The organism is Sphaerochaeta sp., from assembly GCF_050178175.1.
GTDB lineage: Bacteria > Spirochaetota > Spirochaetia > Sphaerochaetales > Sphaerochaetaceae > Sphaerochaeta.
In genome coordinates this window covers 29,022-43,416 of record NZ_JBFXGH010000002.1, presented here as the reverse complement: position 1 = coordinate 43,416, position 14,395 = coordinate 29,022, and the positions used below count along the sequence as shown (strand labels likewise).

The window sequence follows — 14,395 nt, the reverse complement described above, 5'->3', positions numbered from 1 at the left end:
AGAATCCTATTCGTAATTAAGGGCATCAATCGGGTCAAGACGGGAGGCTTTCATTGCTGGATACCACCCAAAGAAGACACCGACAAACATGGAAAAACCCAACGCCAGTATGACCGAGGTATACGATAAATGCAACGACCAATTCATTACATTGGTCACAGCGTAGCTGATCAGGGCACCCAGGGCAATACCCAGCAAGCCCCCAATGATGGTCAGCGTGAGTGCTTCACAGATAAACTGCCCACGAATGACGTTTGGGCTCGCTCCCAGAGCCTTGCGAATGCCAATCTCCTTGGTACGTTCTGCAACCGATACCAGCATGATATTCATGATCCCAATCCCTCCAACCAGGAGACTGATGGCGGCAATAGCTGCCAGGAAAGCACTGAAGGTTCCAGTAATCTCGTTTGCCATATCTGCCAGACTTGCTGGGCTGAAGATATTGTATCCGTCACTTCCCACAATACCATCAAGGTATTCGGTCACCCTGTCAGAGACCTCAATGGTATCATACCCATCCTGGACTTTCAGGACATACGCACCCACACCAGAGGTGTTGGTGAAACGCTGTCCATAGGTGTTGTAAGGAATGAACACAGTATTGTCATAGGAGAGGTTGAATGTGGCATCCTTGCTCTCGAGGACTCCAACCACCAGATAGCTCTTCGCCTGGTTTCGGAACACACTTACATACTGGCCGACGGCACTCTGGTCTGGAAACAATTCCTCAGCAACATCTGAGCCGAGCACAATAACCTGGCGATAGTTGATATTGTCCATGGACTCAAAGAAACTTCCCTCGGCATATTCCAGATTCAGCACTTCACCATAGCTGGAGAGTACCCCGGAAACCGATGCACTGGTGGTCTCCTGTCCACTTCGGATCTGGGCACTGCTGTTGTTCTGGGGAAGTACAGTAGCCAATCCTCTAATATCCCTAAGCAGGGTATCACTGAACTCCTCATCAAAGGTACCACTCGAGCGCTGTGCATAGGAGGGATACACGGTAATCATATCCAAGCCACCTACGGCGATGCTGTCGGTAATACTCGTTGAGGCGCTCTGTCCAATGGTCAGGATGGCTACAACCGAAGCTACCCCGATAACAATACCCAACAGGGAGAGGGCTGTCCTCATCTTGCTGCCACGCATTGCCGAGAGTGCAAGTTTTATGTTCTCAAACAGCATAGCCTTCCTCCAGTTTCCCATCGCGCAGGTGTATCTGCCGATGGCATCGCATTCCCAGTTCCCGGTCGTGGGTAACCAGGATTACCGTCCTGCCTTCAGCATTCAACTCCTCAAAGAGTTCCATGATCTGGCTCCCGGTCTTGCTGTCCAGTGCACCGGTGGGTTCATCAGCAAGCAAGATTGTGGGGTTGTTCACCAATGCACGTGCTATGGCAACCCGTTGTTTCTGCCCACCAGAGAGTTCATTGGGACGGTGGTACATGCGGTCAGCAAGGCCAACCCGCTGTAGCGCATCAGCTGCCTTCTGCTTACGTTCACGAACCCCCATGCCGGCATAGAGAAGCGGGGTTACCACATTCTCCAGGGCTGTTAGCTTTCCCAGCAGGTTGAACTGCTGGAAAACAAAACCCACTTTCCGGTTTCTGATATATGCCAACTCAGTTTCATCCAAGCCGGCGGTATTCTCTCCATCAATATCGATCAGGCCACTGGTTGGAGTATCGAGGCAGCCGACAAGATTCATCATGGTTGACTTCCCGCTTCCCGAGGGTCCCATGATCGAGGTAAACTCTCCCTTCTTGATGGACAGGGACACCCCGTCCAGGGCTTTCACAATGAAATCTCCCATGACATAGTAGCGCCTTACGTCCTCAAGATGTATTACATTCTGTTCCATCTCTATCACCGCATTGGCCCTCCACCCATACCACCACCAGGACCACTCATGGAGACAAAGGCAGAGGCACTGGTATCGGTCTTCTTGATGATCAGGGTATCGCCTACCTTGAGGTCGCCACTGAGAAGCTGGCTGATCCCCTCGCCCAGGTACTTCACGGTAACAGGAACCGTTGTGGTACTTCCATCAGCCAATTTCTTGGTGACATAGCTGGTTCCTCGGGTACTCGTCACAGCACTCTGGGGAAGCAACACCAGTGTGGTTTCTCCCTCACTTGCAATCGTGCCTTCAAAGGTGAAGCCTGGGGCTATCTGAGTCGGAGGATCAGCAATGGTAAGTTCCACATCCATCACCCCGATTCCTTGGTTGGTATATCTTCCAAGCATTGGGATATAGGTCACCTTTGCCTCCACCGACGATGATGGATAGGAATCAAAATAGAGGGTAGCAGTCTGGCCAAGCTGCACATACTGCATATCAATCTCATCAATTTCGACCGTTGCCTTGAGCGCAGAACGGTCTATGATGGTCATTGCACTTGCTCCTGCATCAAAGTAATCTCCTTGGCTGACATTGACCTCTGCCACCACCCCATCAAAATTTGCATACGCCTTGGTGTAGTCCAGCCGATTCTGCGCCGATTGCAATCTCAACTCGGTCAGCTCAACCTCACGGTCGCTTCCGACCAGTTTTGCTCTCTCCAGTTCCGCTTCAAGATTTGCAACTTCGTACTTCTGGCTGGTATCATCAATGGCGATAAGTACGTCGCCTTTCCTGACCACATCCCCTTCCTCAACGAATACATCGGTAACCGTGCCAGTTGCTCTGAGGATCACCTTCTGGATGTCATAGGGTTCAACATAGCCTGAAAGATCTATGGTGGAGGTGAATGTGTTCTCATATACTTTTGCCTCAACTTCCTTAACGGCACTAACCGGGGCTTTTACCTCTGCCCAAGGCATTCTTCCGTTTTCATTGTAGAAGGTGTAGAGAAAGAGGCTGAAAAGGATCAGGGCCAAGACAACAAAGGTGGTTATCAATCGTTTCACCCGTTTTACACGGAGTTTTTTTCTCAGTTGGTTCCTCACTTGGTGTTCGGTATTCATTTCATTGGACTGCTTTTGCATGGAATGCTTCTCCCTTATATCTGCAAGATGCGAATTTCGTTTTCTAACTGCAAGCCTGATAGGAGCGTGACAGCCAGGTCATAGGCGTCCATCTCCACCGTAAAGGTTGCATCGTCCACCTCGCTCTTGGTGGCAAGACCACGCCGGGCCAGGTCCTGTTGCTGCCCCAACACTTGTTGGTGATAGTCCATCGTCTGTCCCAGCAACATATAGCTGAGGTTCCAGGAGGCTATCCTATTCTCGAGCGAAGTCACACTCTGCTGGTAATCATTCTTGGCATTGGCATACGCTATCTCAGCAAGCAAAACCTCGTTCTGCAACTTCTGGACTGTCAGGGAGTCGGTGGTGGAGGTAGGATTGTTGCTCCAATTACCACTGATACTCACGGTAGGAGTAAAGTCATTTTTAGAAATATCATAGGTCCCTTCAACCTTGCCTGTCAGGGAGAACTGCTTGCCGGACAAGGTAGCAGAGAGTTCCGGTGTAACGGTTTGTAGCGTAGAACTACTTACTAAGAATGCTGAATCAATTGATGACCCACCGATACCCCCACTTAGTTTCAGACTCTTGTTCTCAAACTCAGCCATCTTCAGCGCCAGGTCTTCCTTAGCCAGGGATAGGGCAAGAGACTGCATAAGCACATTGCTGTTCCCTTCCTCATTGCTGGAGAAATCGAGCACCGGTTCAGGAATTGAGTCCACACCTTCCCATGAGGAGCCGGTTATGGTGGCATACTGCCTCAGCAGAAGCTCACGTGAGGCCTGTAGACCCGAGAGCGTTGCCTCCTGGGATGCTATTGCCTGCTTCTGTGTCTCATGGGTAAGGCTTCCCTCCCTGATGAGCTTCAGCGAGAGGTTCTGCTCAAGGTCTAGACGGAGGTCTGCTATTTGTTTTTCTGTCTGCTTGATGGACTTCTCATTCTCCAACAAACTGCTGATCTGTTTGTAGATGGTATTCGTATAGTTCAGTTTACTGCTCTCATAGGAGCTGGTAGCCAATAGCTCTGTCTGCCGGTTTGCAAGGCTTTCACGATTATCGATGGTATAGCCGTAGGTAAGGGTGTGGCTCGCTGAAACCTTGGGCGAGATGGCAAAGGCACTCCCATTGGGCAAATAGCGCATCGTCCCTGTGGAAACGGTGATGGTGGTCTCTCCATCATCTGGAAGCAAGAAGGAAGCACTCACCCCTCCCAGATTCTCAAACTCATATGCAGAGGAGGCGGGGTCATAGGTAGCACTTACCTCTCCGCTACTGACAGTAATACCTACATTGTCTTCTGCTTGTGAAATGCTCTGGGTCAATAGTGCGTTGTTCTTGGTAATTTCCAAGTCCTGCATCTGGATACTCTCTCCAAGTGCCCTGGAAACGATATCCTCCAGTGACTGGGAGAATGCGGAGGTGGTTCCAATAATGAGTACCAAGCAAAGAACCATTCCTCGTATTTTTCGATTATGCATGAATATGCACTCCTTCTATAGTTATTTGTAATACCCCTAACTATCGTATTGAATCATATCAAGGGCAAGTACCATAGGACCATCTTCACCTAAACTACAAAAGTCGCTGTCCTCCGTCGACCGCAAGTTCCACGCCCGTGACAAAGGTAGCACGGAGCAAATAGGCTACTGCTTGTACAATATCAGGGGCAGAGCCGGTGTGCTTGAGCGGGAGTCGCTCTGCCATCTTTGCAAAGTAGGCATCATCACCACCATTGAGTACTGCTCCCGGAGAGATGGCATTCACCCGTAGCGTCGGTCCAAGGGATACCGCCAAGGTCTTGGTCTGGGCCAACAAGGCCCCCTTGGAGATATAGTATGCGCTGCGGCTTGCAGTGGGGGCCTCAATCTTGGTATCGACCATGTTAACGACCGACCCTGTGGCCCCACGCTCACGTAGATGTAAGTAGAGTGCCCTGGAAAGGAAAAAAGGAGCGGTGTTGTGAAGAGCCATCACCTCATCCCACAATGCATAGGTTGTCTCCTCAATGGAAAGGGAGGGAAAGACTGATGCATTGTTGATCAGGTGATCAACCCGGCCAAAGCAATCAACTGCTTTGGAGAAGATCGTCTGTAGTTCTTCCCTATTGGTAAGATTTGCCTGAACGATACGGCCATCGTCACCCAACGCTTTTGCTTCACTACAACTCATGTTGCAATGGATAACCACACGATACCCTTCCCCCAGCAGATGCTGGGCCATAGCAAGTCCAAGGCGCTTTGCGCCACCGGTAATCAATACAACCTGTTTCGTTTCCATATGCCCTCAACTATATAGGGCTTGTTGCCGAATGACAATTCTAGGGATATATTTATACTACAGATGGCCAGATAGCCGTCATCAACCAAGGAAATAGGAAACATGAGTAAAGACAATAAGGATTGGAAAGAAAAATTCAAGAAAAAATTGAATATTGAGCCAGGTGTCCATCTGGGAGAGAAAGAACCAAGAGGAGGAAAGAAGTTTACCTTCTCTTTCTGGTACTTCTTCATCATACTCTTAATGTTCATGGCACTGAATACCTACATGGTCAGCAGACAGAGCAACGTCACCCCAGTGGATTACAGCCAGTTCAAATCCTTGGTGGAAGATGGGACCATCCGTCGTGTCGCCATAGATGCGGAACAATACATCGGCTACCCCTTCACCAGGGACCAGGCTTTGAATGACTTGCAAACGTATACAACAAATCCCCAGATAGGACTGGAGACCAGCACCTACCTGCAATCTTTCAGCACATATAAGGTAGATGACCCTTCCTTTATTCCTCTCCTGGATGAGAATGGGATAGAGTACTATGCCAACGCACCAGAGAAACCAAGCATACTCTCATATGTCCTCTCGTATATACTGCCCTTTGTCTTCATCATTCTCTTTTGGCGCTTTCTCTTTTCAAAAATGGGTGGACAGGGAGGACAAGGAGTTCTCTCCTTCAACCAAAACAAGGCCAAGATCGTAGCAGAGGGAGACACCGGTGTACGTTTTGCCGATGTTGCTGGGGCCGATGAGAGCAAATATGAGCTGGAAGAAGTGGTGGACTTCCTGAAGCAACCTGAGAAATACACCGAGATTGGAGGAAAGATACCCAAGGGAGTTCTCCTGGTAGGACCTCCGGGAACCGGTAAGACCCTGCTCGCAAAGGCCGTCGCAGGAGAGGCCGGGGTGCCTTTCTTCAAGATGAGTGGAGCGGATTTCGTGGAGATGTTCGTGGGTGTTGGAGCTGCACGTGTAAGGGATCTATTCAGGCAAGCAAGGGAAAACAGCCCCTGTATCATCTTCATTGATGAGATTGATGCCATCGGACGCTCTCGCGTTTCTGCAGGAATGGGAGGAAACGATGAGAGGGAACAGACGCTCAACCAGTTGCTCGTAGAAATGGATGGTTTTGATTCACGTACCGGAGTGATCATCATTGCGGCAACCAACCGACCGGAAATCCTTGACCCAGCACTCCTTCGTCCAGGCCGTTTTGACCGACAGGTCCTTATCGACAAGCCCGACCTGGAAGGTAGGCTGGCAATCTTGAAGATCCATACCAAGCAAATAAAACTGGGTGATGATGTTGACCTGAGAAAGATTGCCCAGGGTGCGGCAGGTCTTTCCGGTGCTGATCTTGCAAACATTGCAAATGAGGCTGCCTTGATGGCTGTACGCCAAAACCGTAAAGTAGTGATGCAAGAGGATTTCGAGGAGGCAATCGAGAAGTCGGTTGCAGGTCTTGAGCGAAAGAGCAGATTGCTCAACGAGAAGGAGCGGGAAAGAGTGGCCTACCATGAGACGGGACACGCATTGACCGCTTTCATGACCGAGGGAGCTGAACCGGTAAGCAAGATATCCATCGTCCCCCGTGGACTTGGGGCCTTGGGGTACACCTTGCAGTACCCGACTGAAGACCGCTTCCTGCTCAGCCAAAGTGAACTCTTGGGAAATATCGACACCCTCTTGGGTGGTCGGGCAGCCGAGGAGGTCATCTACAATGAGATTTCCACCGGAGCAGGCAATGATATCAGCAGGGCAAGTGACTTGGTGAGGCGGATGATTACGGAGTTCGGCATGAGCGAGCGGTACCGGAATATCACCCTGCCTACCACCAACAGTGGCATTGCAGGAATATCGGGTGTACGTGAATACAGTGAGAAAGCACAGGAATATATCGACAGTGAGACCGCCCGGATTGTCGGGGAGCGATATGAGATGGTCAAGACAAAACTGAAGAAGAACAAGGAAGCCCTTCTCGCGATTGCAAAAGAGCTGCTCAAACAAGAGGTTCTCAGCGGAACAGAGTTCGAAGCTCTTGCAAAAAGTAAGGTCATTGACTACTCTGCATCCGTATGATCAAGAAAAAGATAGAAGATAGTAGTTTGCGTGAACATCTCGCTTCCCTGCCTGAAGATGGGCGCGAGGTGTTTTTTTTGCATAACGATCAAGTCCGTGTTACTGCAATCTCAGCGACCACACTTGTCAATCAGATGCGAGCCAACCATGAACTGGGGCTCCTGGAGACCTATGTATTGGGCCAGGCCTACCTTGCAGCCGGCCTTCTCAGCAGTACGGTAAAAGGCAATGACCGAATCCAGCTGACCATTGAGTGTGGAGGCCCCATAGCGGGTGTATATGTCGAGGCCTGGGCAGCAGGAGCGGTAAGGGGATATCTGAAACATAATCCAATCCCCCTTACCAAGCCTCTGGAAAGTTTGGACCTGAACGAACTCTATGGACCGGGCTTCATCTCAGTCTCAAAATTGCTGGAAGGACACAAGGCCCCCTTCACCGGACAGACCATGATGGCCTATGGCGATTTGGCCAAGGATCTTGCACTCTACTTCCAACAGTCAGAGCAGACCCCTACTCTTTTCAGCTTCTCTATTCACTTCAACAAGGAAGGACAGGTTACCGGTAGCGGTGCCCTGTTCCTGCAGGCAATGCCTGGGTGCGAGGAACATGTCCGCGAGAAACTCGAGGAACAGGCATATGCCCTTCCCTCCATCGGCAAGAAACTCGCCGAAGGGATGTCGATCAAGGAGTATGTAGAAGAACAGTTTGGGAGCTACGAACTCAGGCACCTGGCAAGACAGCCCCTGGGCTTCTCCTGCCCCTGTTCTCGCGAGCAATACAAAACGTACCTGAAGCAGCTGGATAAGGCAGAACAACAGGACATCCTGGAGCATGGCCCTTTCCCGCTTGAGCTGGTCTGTGTCAACTGCAACACCCACTACCATTACGAGAAATATGAACTAGATTACTTGTTCAGCGACGCAGAGGGAGAACCCAAATGATTTTCTTCGCCACTTCAGCCTTATACATGAACGACATAATTGAAGAGGAAGCCCGTAGGGCTGGTGCAACCGAGATCCGCAGCATCAGCGGTGGTGTTGAGTTCGTAGCAGACCTTGCCTCAGCCTACAGGTTCTGCCTTTGGTCAAGGACCGCTACAAGGGTACTCCTTGGTTTGTTCATGGATGACGATATCCAGAACGCTGATGAGCTCTACGAAGCATCACTGCAGATACCTTGGGAGGATTGGATAACTCCTGAACAGACCTTCTTGGTTACCGAGACGACGAAGAACTGCCGCTACCTGAAAAATTCCCACTTTGCAACAATTCGTGTAAAGGACGCAATTGTTGACCGGATCAGGGAAAAATTTGACGGTGAGCGTCCCATGGTAGACAAGGAAGAGAGCGATGTGGTGTTCCACGTACATATCGATGGAGATGCAGTCGCATGGTATGTAGACTTCTCCGGTCGTGGTTTATACAAGCGTGGTTACCGCGCCGCACAAACCGATGCAGTCCTCAGTGAGTACCTTGCAGCATCAGTGCTTTACCGCTCTGAGTGGAGGAAGGCCTTGGAGGCAGAAGAAACTGTTCCCACCCTGCTTGACCCTTTCACCGGAAGCGGCACGCTCGCCATCGAGGCAGCTCTCTGGGCAAGTGACCGTGCACCAGGATTGGTAACTGCCCGGAAGTTCAACTTCCTCAGCCTCCCCTTCCATGACCCGGATCTCTGGGACGATGTGGTAGATGAAGCTGTCGAGAGAGCTGAAAAGGCAAAGGACCGCAAGATCTCCATCCATGCATGGGATAATGATCCGAAGGCCGTGGCTATTGCAAGAAAGAACGCTGAACTGGCCCAGGTTGATCACCTGATCGACTTCCGGGTACAAGACTTCCTAACCCTTACCAAGGACGATGTTCCATCCGACCATGGCTACATCATCACCGATCCTCCCTATGGACTGAGAATGGAAAGTGACGGGGATCTTCGCTCTCTCTACCGAAAAATCGGCAGCCAGCTAAGCAGCCTCTTCGGAGGATGGAACGTAGCCCTGCTGTGTGGACAGCAAGAGCTGTTGAGCTATGTTGACATGAAACCCGACCGTACCAACACGGTAAACAACGGCGGAGTCACTTGCCAGATTGCGCACTACCATGTATTCACTCCGGAAGAACGACAGCAGATGATCGAACGTGCAATCGCCCGTAAGCAGGAACGACTTGCCCAGCCATTGAGCGAGGGAGCCCAGATGGCATACAACCGTTTGGTCAAGAACATTTCTGCCATCACTCCCATCATGGAAAGCCAGGGAGTCACCTGCTACCGTATCTATGATGCAGATATGCCGGAGTACAGTGCAGCAATCGATCTGTATGAAGGCAAGTATATCAGTCTTCAGGAGTATGCCCCCCCAAGCACCATTGAGGAAGAGGCAGCACTCAGACGATTGGGAGAACTCATTGATGCCACTGAACGGGCAACAGGTATTGATCGCGAACAGATCTACGTAAAACAGCGAACTCCCCAGAAAGGCGAAAAACAGTACGAGAAGATGGCAAGCAGCGACCGGTTCTACATCATCAATGAGAATGATGCCAAATATCTGGTGAACTTCACCGACTATCTGGATACAGGAATCTTCCTCGACCACCGTCCTATCCGCGCAGAGATTGCCAAGATGGCGGAAGGTAAGCGGTTCCTTAACCTGTTCTGCTATACGGGAACCGCCACAGTACAGGCGGCCAGGGGAGGAGCACTAAGCACCGTCAGTGTTGATGCATCCGCTACCTACCTTGACTGGGCTACGAAGAACATGGAGCTTAATGGTTTTACCGGGATGAACCACTTTTTCTATAGAAGTGATTGTATCGAATTCCTGTTCGATACCTACGACCGGTACGACCTCATCTTCTGTGATCCACCAACCTTCTCAAATGGAAAGGGACGGGATACATTCGATGTCTATCGGGACCAGGTTCGCTTGATCAAGGCTTGTATGATGCATCTCGATGAGAAAGGCACCTTGATCTTCAGCAACAACTTCCGGAAATTCAAGATGGATGAGCGACTTCTTGAAGAGTATGACATCCAGGATATTTCGAAAGATACCATTGCAGAGGATTTTGCCCGTGACCAGAAGATTCACCAGACGTACCTGATCAAGCATCGTCCAATTGCCAAGATCAAGCAGGTAAAACCCGCCCCCAAGAAGGTAATTCGAAAAAAATAGTCTTCCAACATGCTCCCTGGCTTCAGGGAGCCTGCTTTTGTTAGGAGTATTGCACTGTGCAAGACGTAACCATTACCTGCCCCCACTGTAAGAGGGAACACCCCCATACCCTCACCCCGTTCATAGACCTCCAAAAACAACCAAAGCAGAGATTGGGCATCCTTACCGATAGCCTCTTCAGTGTCACCTGTCCTGCTTGCAAGAAACAGTACACTGTGTTGCATGAACTGCTGGTGGTAGATGAAACTACAAAATGGGCAATAATGCTCATTCCAAACACCGAGCACGAGCAGGTGGATGGGAAGGTAACAGGTCGGGAGGACCTCGATTCCTATACGCTGAGACTCGTGAATACAACGGCCTCCCTGAAAGAGAAACTCCTGATCTGGGAGCAAGGCCTCGATGACCGCACAGTAGAGCTATGCAAGCTCTACCTCTCCCTCCAACTACAGGAAACGGAATACCAGCTCTTCTTCACGAAACAGGAAAAAGAGCTGGATACGCTGTACTTCACGGTTCTCAACAAGGATGGATCCCTTGAGGGATCCATCAGTTGTGAGCATGGTCTGTATAGTCAGCTCCACGTGAATGCAGTATCCTTCCCTCTCCAGAAAGGATACTTCACACGTATAGACAGGCAGTGGGCTGAGCAGAACATCAGAAACAGCGTTGCCCAGTAACCTTGTTGCAGGTATCGCACTGATAACAGATCTCATGCTCCATCACATCTCCCTTCACATAGCTTTCAATGCTCTTGAGCGTCGTGAGTGCTATATTCTGGAGCGCTTCCTTGGTAAGGAATGCCTGGTGACTGGTGACCAGTACATTGGGCATCGAGATCAGGAGCATGAGGATGTCATCATCAAGGATGGTGGCGCTTCTATCTTCATAGAAGAGTTCAGCCTCCTCCTCGTACACATCCAGTGCGGCACCTCCAATCTTCTTGCTCCGAATACCTTCCAAGAGTGCCAGGCTGTCAACCAAGGCACCACGGGAGGTGTTGATCAATACAACCCCGTCTTTCATCTTGGCGATACTCTCCCGACCTACCAGATGGAAGGAATCCTCTGTCAGGGGACAATGGAGACTTATGATGTCACTCTCCCTGCAAAGCTCCTCAAAACTGCAGTAGTCAACAGCAATCGATTCATTGGGATAGGGATCATAGGCAAGTATCCTCATGCCGAATCCCTTGCAGATATCGATGAATACCCGTCCAATCTTTCCAGTCCCCACGACCCCGATGGTCTTTCCATGGAGGTCAAACCCGACCAAGCCATTGAGACTGAAGTTGAACTCACGGGTCCGTACGTAACTGTGGTGGATCTGTCTCACCAGGCTCAGCAACAACGCCGTTGCATGCTCTGCAACTGCATAGGGTGAGTAGGCCGGAACCCTGACAATATGAATCTTCCCGAATGATGCCTTGAAATCAATGTTGTTGTATCCTGCGCAACGCATGGCAAGCAGACGTACTCCTCCTTGGTACAGATTCTCGATCACTTGTTCATCTATGGTATCATTCACAAAAGCACAGACCACCTCATACCCATGAGCGAGAGGAGCTGTCTTATGGTTGAGTTTCGATTCAAAATAGGTGATTTCCACCTGGTAGTCACCTGAGAAATGATCAAACCAAACCTTGTCATAGGGCTTGGTATCAAAAAACGCTATTTTGGTCATGAATATATCTCCCAATAAAAGCGAAGGGACGGAAAAACCGTCCCAATCTCTTACAGTACCACTTCTTCCAGCACATCGATCAACAGTTGGTAATCCCCGTCAATCGCGCTGATATCAGCTTCCAGCAATCGGTCCGGGTCGACCATCGACCAGTCGATGTCAAAACCCGCATGTACCGATAGCTGATAGAAAAACAGGCGAGCTGCCCTTCCATTTCCATCGCTGAATGGATGGAGGGCCTCTATTTCTCCCATAAAGAAAGCAAGATCGTTGATAAAGCTCTCCCGATCCAATCCTTTGAGGTAGTGTTCTTTCCTGAGACGGCTGAAAATATCCTCTGCTGCACTCTCGATAAACATAGGATGGCAGAAAACGGTTCTCTTTGCAGCAACGGTGGTACGGACCTGGCCGGCTGAGGGATAGACGTCACCGAACATTCTTCCATGAATGGTTTTCAGATAGTCAAAATCATAGGTATTATCTACCGACTCAGTAAGCATCTCTGCGGTACGCAAGTTTGCCAGGGATGCCTCCACTTTTTTCAGTTTTGATCGTTCCTTGATCGAAAAAAAGTTAACCAAGGTAGAGGTATCGGGATAGACAGAGAGCTCGTCTGAGGTTTTGGTGTACTGCATGGCCAGTCCATGTTCCTCAATATACCGCTGAACCAATTCATCTGCTGTAGCCTCTTCCTCCAGGATGGAACGTACACTTTGTTCCTCTTTCTCAGAGAATTCAAATCCTTCTGCCTCGTGGTTGAACCTGATGTAGTCGATGCATGCTTGCACACGGCCTGATTTCATAAAAACACTAACCATCCTTTTATCGCATCGGACCTTACATGGTCCAGTACAATAGTATCATGAAGGGAAAATGCCCCGTCTCGGTCTATGATATCCATACCAAAGAAGCGAGGTCAAGGCACAGGTGTAAGAAAAGAGCCCATTGCTGGGCTCTTTATCCAGGAATTTCTGTCTCTCCCTAGAAGGAGAAGCCCATATAGACAGTACCCTCAGCAAATTGTGGCATGCTGCTGGTCCCCTCGCTGAGAATGAGGCCGTACTTTGCGCTTGCTCCCATACTGAAGGTCTTGTTGAAGTGGTACTCCAACGCAGCCTTCGCAAATGCACCGTAGAGGAATTCATCCCCATTGTCGGTTGCCAATTCAGGACCCCAGGTGAGGAATCCACCAAGGCCGATATCAAAATCCGTCTTACCCATGCTGATATTGAGCATCGGTGCAACCGAGATGGTAATTGCATGATCAAAATTGGATAGAACTGTTGACAAGTCGAAAGCCAATGCATCAGTCGCAGCATTTCTCCACCCATAGGCGCTTTCAAGATACGGTGAATAAGCAAGACCAAGGTCAATGCCCAATCCAAGTGAGTCATTGAAGGTCACCAGGTTCTCCATGTGCACTCCGAGCTCAGCTTGCAGATTGTATCGGTGATAATTGTTCAGGTCAGGGTTCTGGAAGTTGAAGGTGCCACCCATGGTAAGGGTTGTGCGTGATCGGCTTTCCACTTCCTTCTTCTCTTCTACAGGCTCTTCAGCTACATGAACAGCTTCTTCTGCTGGTTCTTCAGCTACCACTTCCTCTGTTACAGGAACCGGCTCTTCAGCGACCACTTCTTCAGCTACAGGAACCACTTCTTTTGCCGGCTCTTCAGCGACCACTTCTTCAGCTACAGGAACCACTTCCTCTGCAGGCTCTTCAGCAACTACTTCTTCAGCTAGAGGAACCACTTCTTCTGTTGGTTCTTCAGCGACCACTTCCTCAGCTACAGGAGCTGGTTCTTCAGCGACCACTTCCTCAGCTACAGGAACCGGTTCTTCAGCGACCATTTCCTCGACTGCAGGAACAGGCTCACTGGCCACCACGGGAACTTCTTCCTCGGGCGGGAACATCGCTTCCGCCACCGAGATGGCGCTCTCACTGAAATGTACCCCATCATACGATTGCTGGAGGTAGAGCGTATGGTCTACCGTGCCATCAAGCCCACGTTCGGTGTAGCTGGTAACAGAAGAGTCAACTACGGTCCAGTTATCCTCTTCCTCCCCATCAACTTGGTAGCGGAAAGTTGTTACCAAGGGGTCTTCCAGCAACCACTCCCAGGTTACTACTACTGGAACAGCAAACAAGAATGCCGGTAAAAGTATCAATACAGCTAATACAGTAATGAATTTCCTTTTCATATCAATGAAACTCCTCTC

At 50.0% G+C, this 14,395-nt stretch carries 12 protein-coding genes; 4 read left to right on the top strand and 8 right to left on the bottom strand.

Annotation, left to right across the window (positions count from 1 at the left end):
• Positions 1–6: 6 nt before the first annotated feature.
• The 5 genes from AB7S66_RS00565 to AB7S66_RS00545 form a co-directional block, all read right to left on the bottom strand.
• A complete protein-coding gene (locus AB7S66_RS00565) occupies positions 7–1,188 on the bottom strand; it encodes an ABC transporter permease (protein ID WP_428517435.1) in 1,182 nt (393 codons plus the stop codon).
• Positions 1,178–1,864 carry an ABC transporter ATP-binding protein gene (locus AB7S66_RS00560; RefSeq protein WP_428517434.1) on the bottom strand — a complete coding sequence of 229 codons (687 nt, stop codon included), beginning with the start codon at positions 1,862–1,864 and terminating at the stop codon, positions 1,178–1,180. Before AB7S66_RS00560 ends, AB7S66_RS00565 begins: the two co-directional genes overlap by 11 nt.
• A gap of 5 nt (positions 1,865–1,869) precedes the next feature.
• Entirely contained in the window at positions 1,870–2,991 is a 1,122-nt protein-coding gene (locus tag AB7S66_RS00555; protein WP_428517433.1) for an efflux RND transporter periplasmic adaptor subunit, read from the bottom strand.
• Between the two features lie 14 nt (positions 2,992–3,005).
• Complete coding sequence (locus AB7S66_RS00550) at positions 3,006–4,448, bottom strand: hypothetical protein (protein ID WP_428517432.1); 1,443 nt, start codon at positions 4,446–4,448, stop codon at positions 3,006–3,008.
• A gap of 94 nt (positions 4,449–4,542) precedes the next feature.
• Positions 4,543–5,247 (bottom strand): SDR family oxidoreductase, encoded by a 705-nt coding sequence (locus AB7S66_RS00545; protein ID WP_428517431.1) that lies wholly within the window; start codon positions 5,245–5,247, stop codon positions 4,543–4,545.
• 102 nt (positions 5,248–5,349) lie between these two features.
• Between AB7S66_RS00545 and ftsH the strand changes: the two genes are divergently transcribed.
• Genes ftsH through AB7S66_RS00525 form a run of 4 tightly spaced genes read left to right on the top strand, consistent with a single transcriptional unit; the run spans position 5,350 to position 11,175 of the window.
• On the top strand, positions 5,350–7,323 hold the full coding sequence (gene ftsH, locus AB7S66_RS00540; protein ID WP_428517430.1) for an ATP-dependent zinc metalloprotease FtsH: 1,974 nt from the start codon (positions 5,350–5,352) through the stop codon (positions 7,321–7,323).
• Entirely contained in the window at positions 7,320–8,264 is a 945-nt protein-coding gene (locus tag AB7S66_RS00535) for an Hsp33 family molecular chaperone HslO (RefSeq protein ID WP_428517429.1), read from the top strand. The genes ftsH and AB7S66_RS00535 overlap by 4 nt, the downstream gene beginning before the upstream one ends.
• Positions 8,261–10,495, top strand: coding sequence for a bifunctional 23S rRNA (guanine(2069)-N(7))-methyltransferase RlmK/23S rRNA (guanine(2445)-N(2))-methyltransferase RlmL (gene rlmKL, locus AB7S66_RS00530; RefSeq protein WP_428517428.1), 2,235 nt, complete (start codon positions 8,261–8,263; stop codon positions 10,493–10,495). The genes AB7S66_RS00535 and rlmKL overlap by 4 nt, the downstream gene beginning before the upstream one ends.
• A 56-nt stretch (positions 10,496–10,551) precedes the next feature.
• On the top strand, positions 10,552–11,175 hold the full coding sequence (locus tag AB7S66_RS00525) for a CpXC domain-containing protein (RefSeq protein ID WP_428517427.1): 624 nt from the start codon (positions 10,552–10,554) through the stop codon (positions 11,173–11,175).
• Here the strand turns inward: AB7S66_RS00525 and AB7S66_RS00520 are convergent.
• The 3 genes from AB7S66_RS00520 to AB7S66_RS00510 all read right to left on the bottom strand — a co-directional run bounded on the left by AB7S66_RS00520 (position 11,153) and on the right by AB7S66_RS00510 (position 14,377).
• Complete coding sequence (locus tag AB7S66_RS00520; RefSeq protein ID WP_428517426.1) at positions 11,153–12,178, bottom strand: 2-hydroxyacid dehydrogenase; 1,026 nt, start codon at positions 12,176–12,178, stop codon at positions 11,153–11,155. The genes AB7S66_RS00525 and AB7S66_RS00520 overlap by 23 nt on opposite strands.
• 50 nt (positions 12,179–12,228) lie before the next feature.
• Positions 12,229–12,981 (bottom strand): Fic/DOC family protein, encoded by a 753-nt coding sequence (locus AB7S66_RS00515; RefSeq protein WP_428517425.1) that lies wholly within the window; start codon positions 12,979–12,981, stop codon positions 12,229–12,231.
• Positions 12,982–13,159: 178 nt separating this feature from the next.
• Entirely contained in the window at positions 13,160–14,377 is a 1,218-nt protein-coding gene (locus AB7S66_RS00510) for a hypothetical protein (RefSeq protein WP_428517424.1), read from the bottom strand.
• Positions 14,378–14,395 lie beyond the last annotated feature (18 nt).

Bases quoted from the DNA above. Each gene is read 5' to 3' on its own strand.
- AB7S66_RS00565 (WP_428517435.1), bottom strand. From the start codon at position 1,188: ATGCTGTTTGAGAACATAAAACTTGCACTCTCGGCAATGCGTGGCAGC.
- AB7S66_RS00560 (WP_428517434.1), bottom strand. From the start codon at position 1,864: ATGGAACAGAATGTAATACATCTTGAGGACGTAAGGCGCTACTATGTC.
- AB7S66_RS00555 (WP_428517433.1), bottom strand. From the start codon at position 2,991: ATGCAAAAGCAGTCCAATGAAATGAATACCGAACACCAAGTGAGGAAC.
- AB7S66_RS00550 (WP_428517432.1), bottom strand. From the start codon at position 4,448: ATGCATAATCGAAAAATACGAGGAATGGTTCTTTGCTTGGTACTCATT.
- AB7S66_RS00545 (WP_428517431.1), bottom strand. From the start codon at position 5,247: ATGGAAACGAAACAGGTTGTATTGATTACCGGTGGCGCAAAGCGCCTT.
- ftsH (WP_428517430.1), top strand. From the start codon at position 5,350: ATGAGTAAAGACAATAAGGATTGGAAAGAAAAATTCAAGAAAAAATTG.
- AB7S66_RS00535 (WP_428517429.1), top strand. From the start codon at position 7,320: ATGATCAAGAAAAAGATAGAAGATAGTAGTTTGCGTGAACATCTCGCT.
- rlmKL (WP_428517428.1), top strand. From the start codon at position 8,261: ATGATTTTCTTCGCCACTTCAGCCTTATACATGAACGACATAATTGAA.
- AB7S66_RS00520 (WP_428517426.1), bottom strand. From the start codon at position 12,178: ATGACCAAAATAGCGTTTTTTGATACCAAGCCCTATGACAAGGTTTGG.
- AB7S66_RS00515 (WP_428517425.1), bottom strand. From the start codon at position 12,981: ATGAAATCAGGCCGTGTGCAAGCATGCATCGACTACATCAGGTTCAAC.
- AB7S66_RS00510 (WP_428517424.1), bottom strand. From the start codon at position 14,377: ATGAAAAGGAAATTCATTACTGTATTAGCTGTATTGATACTTTTACCG.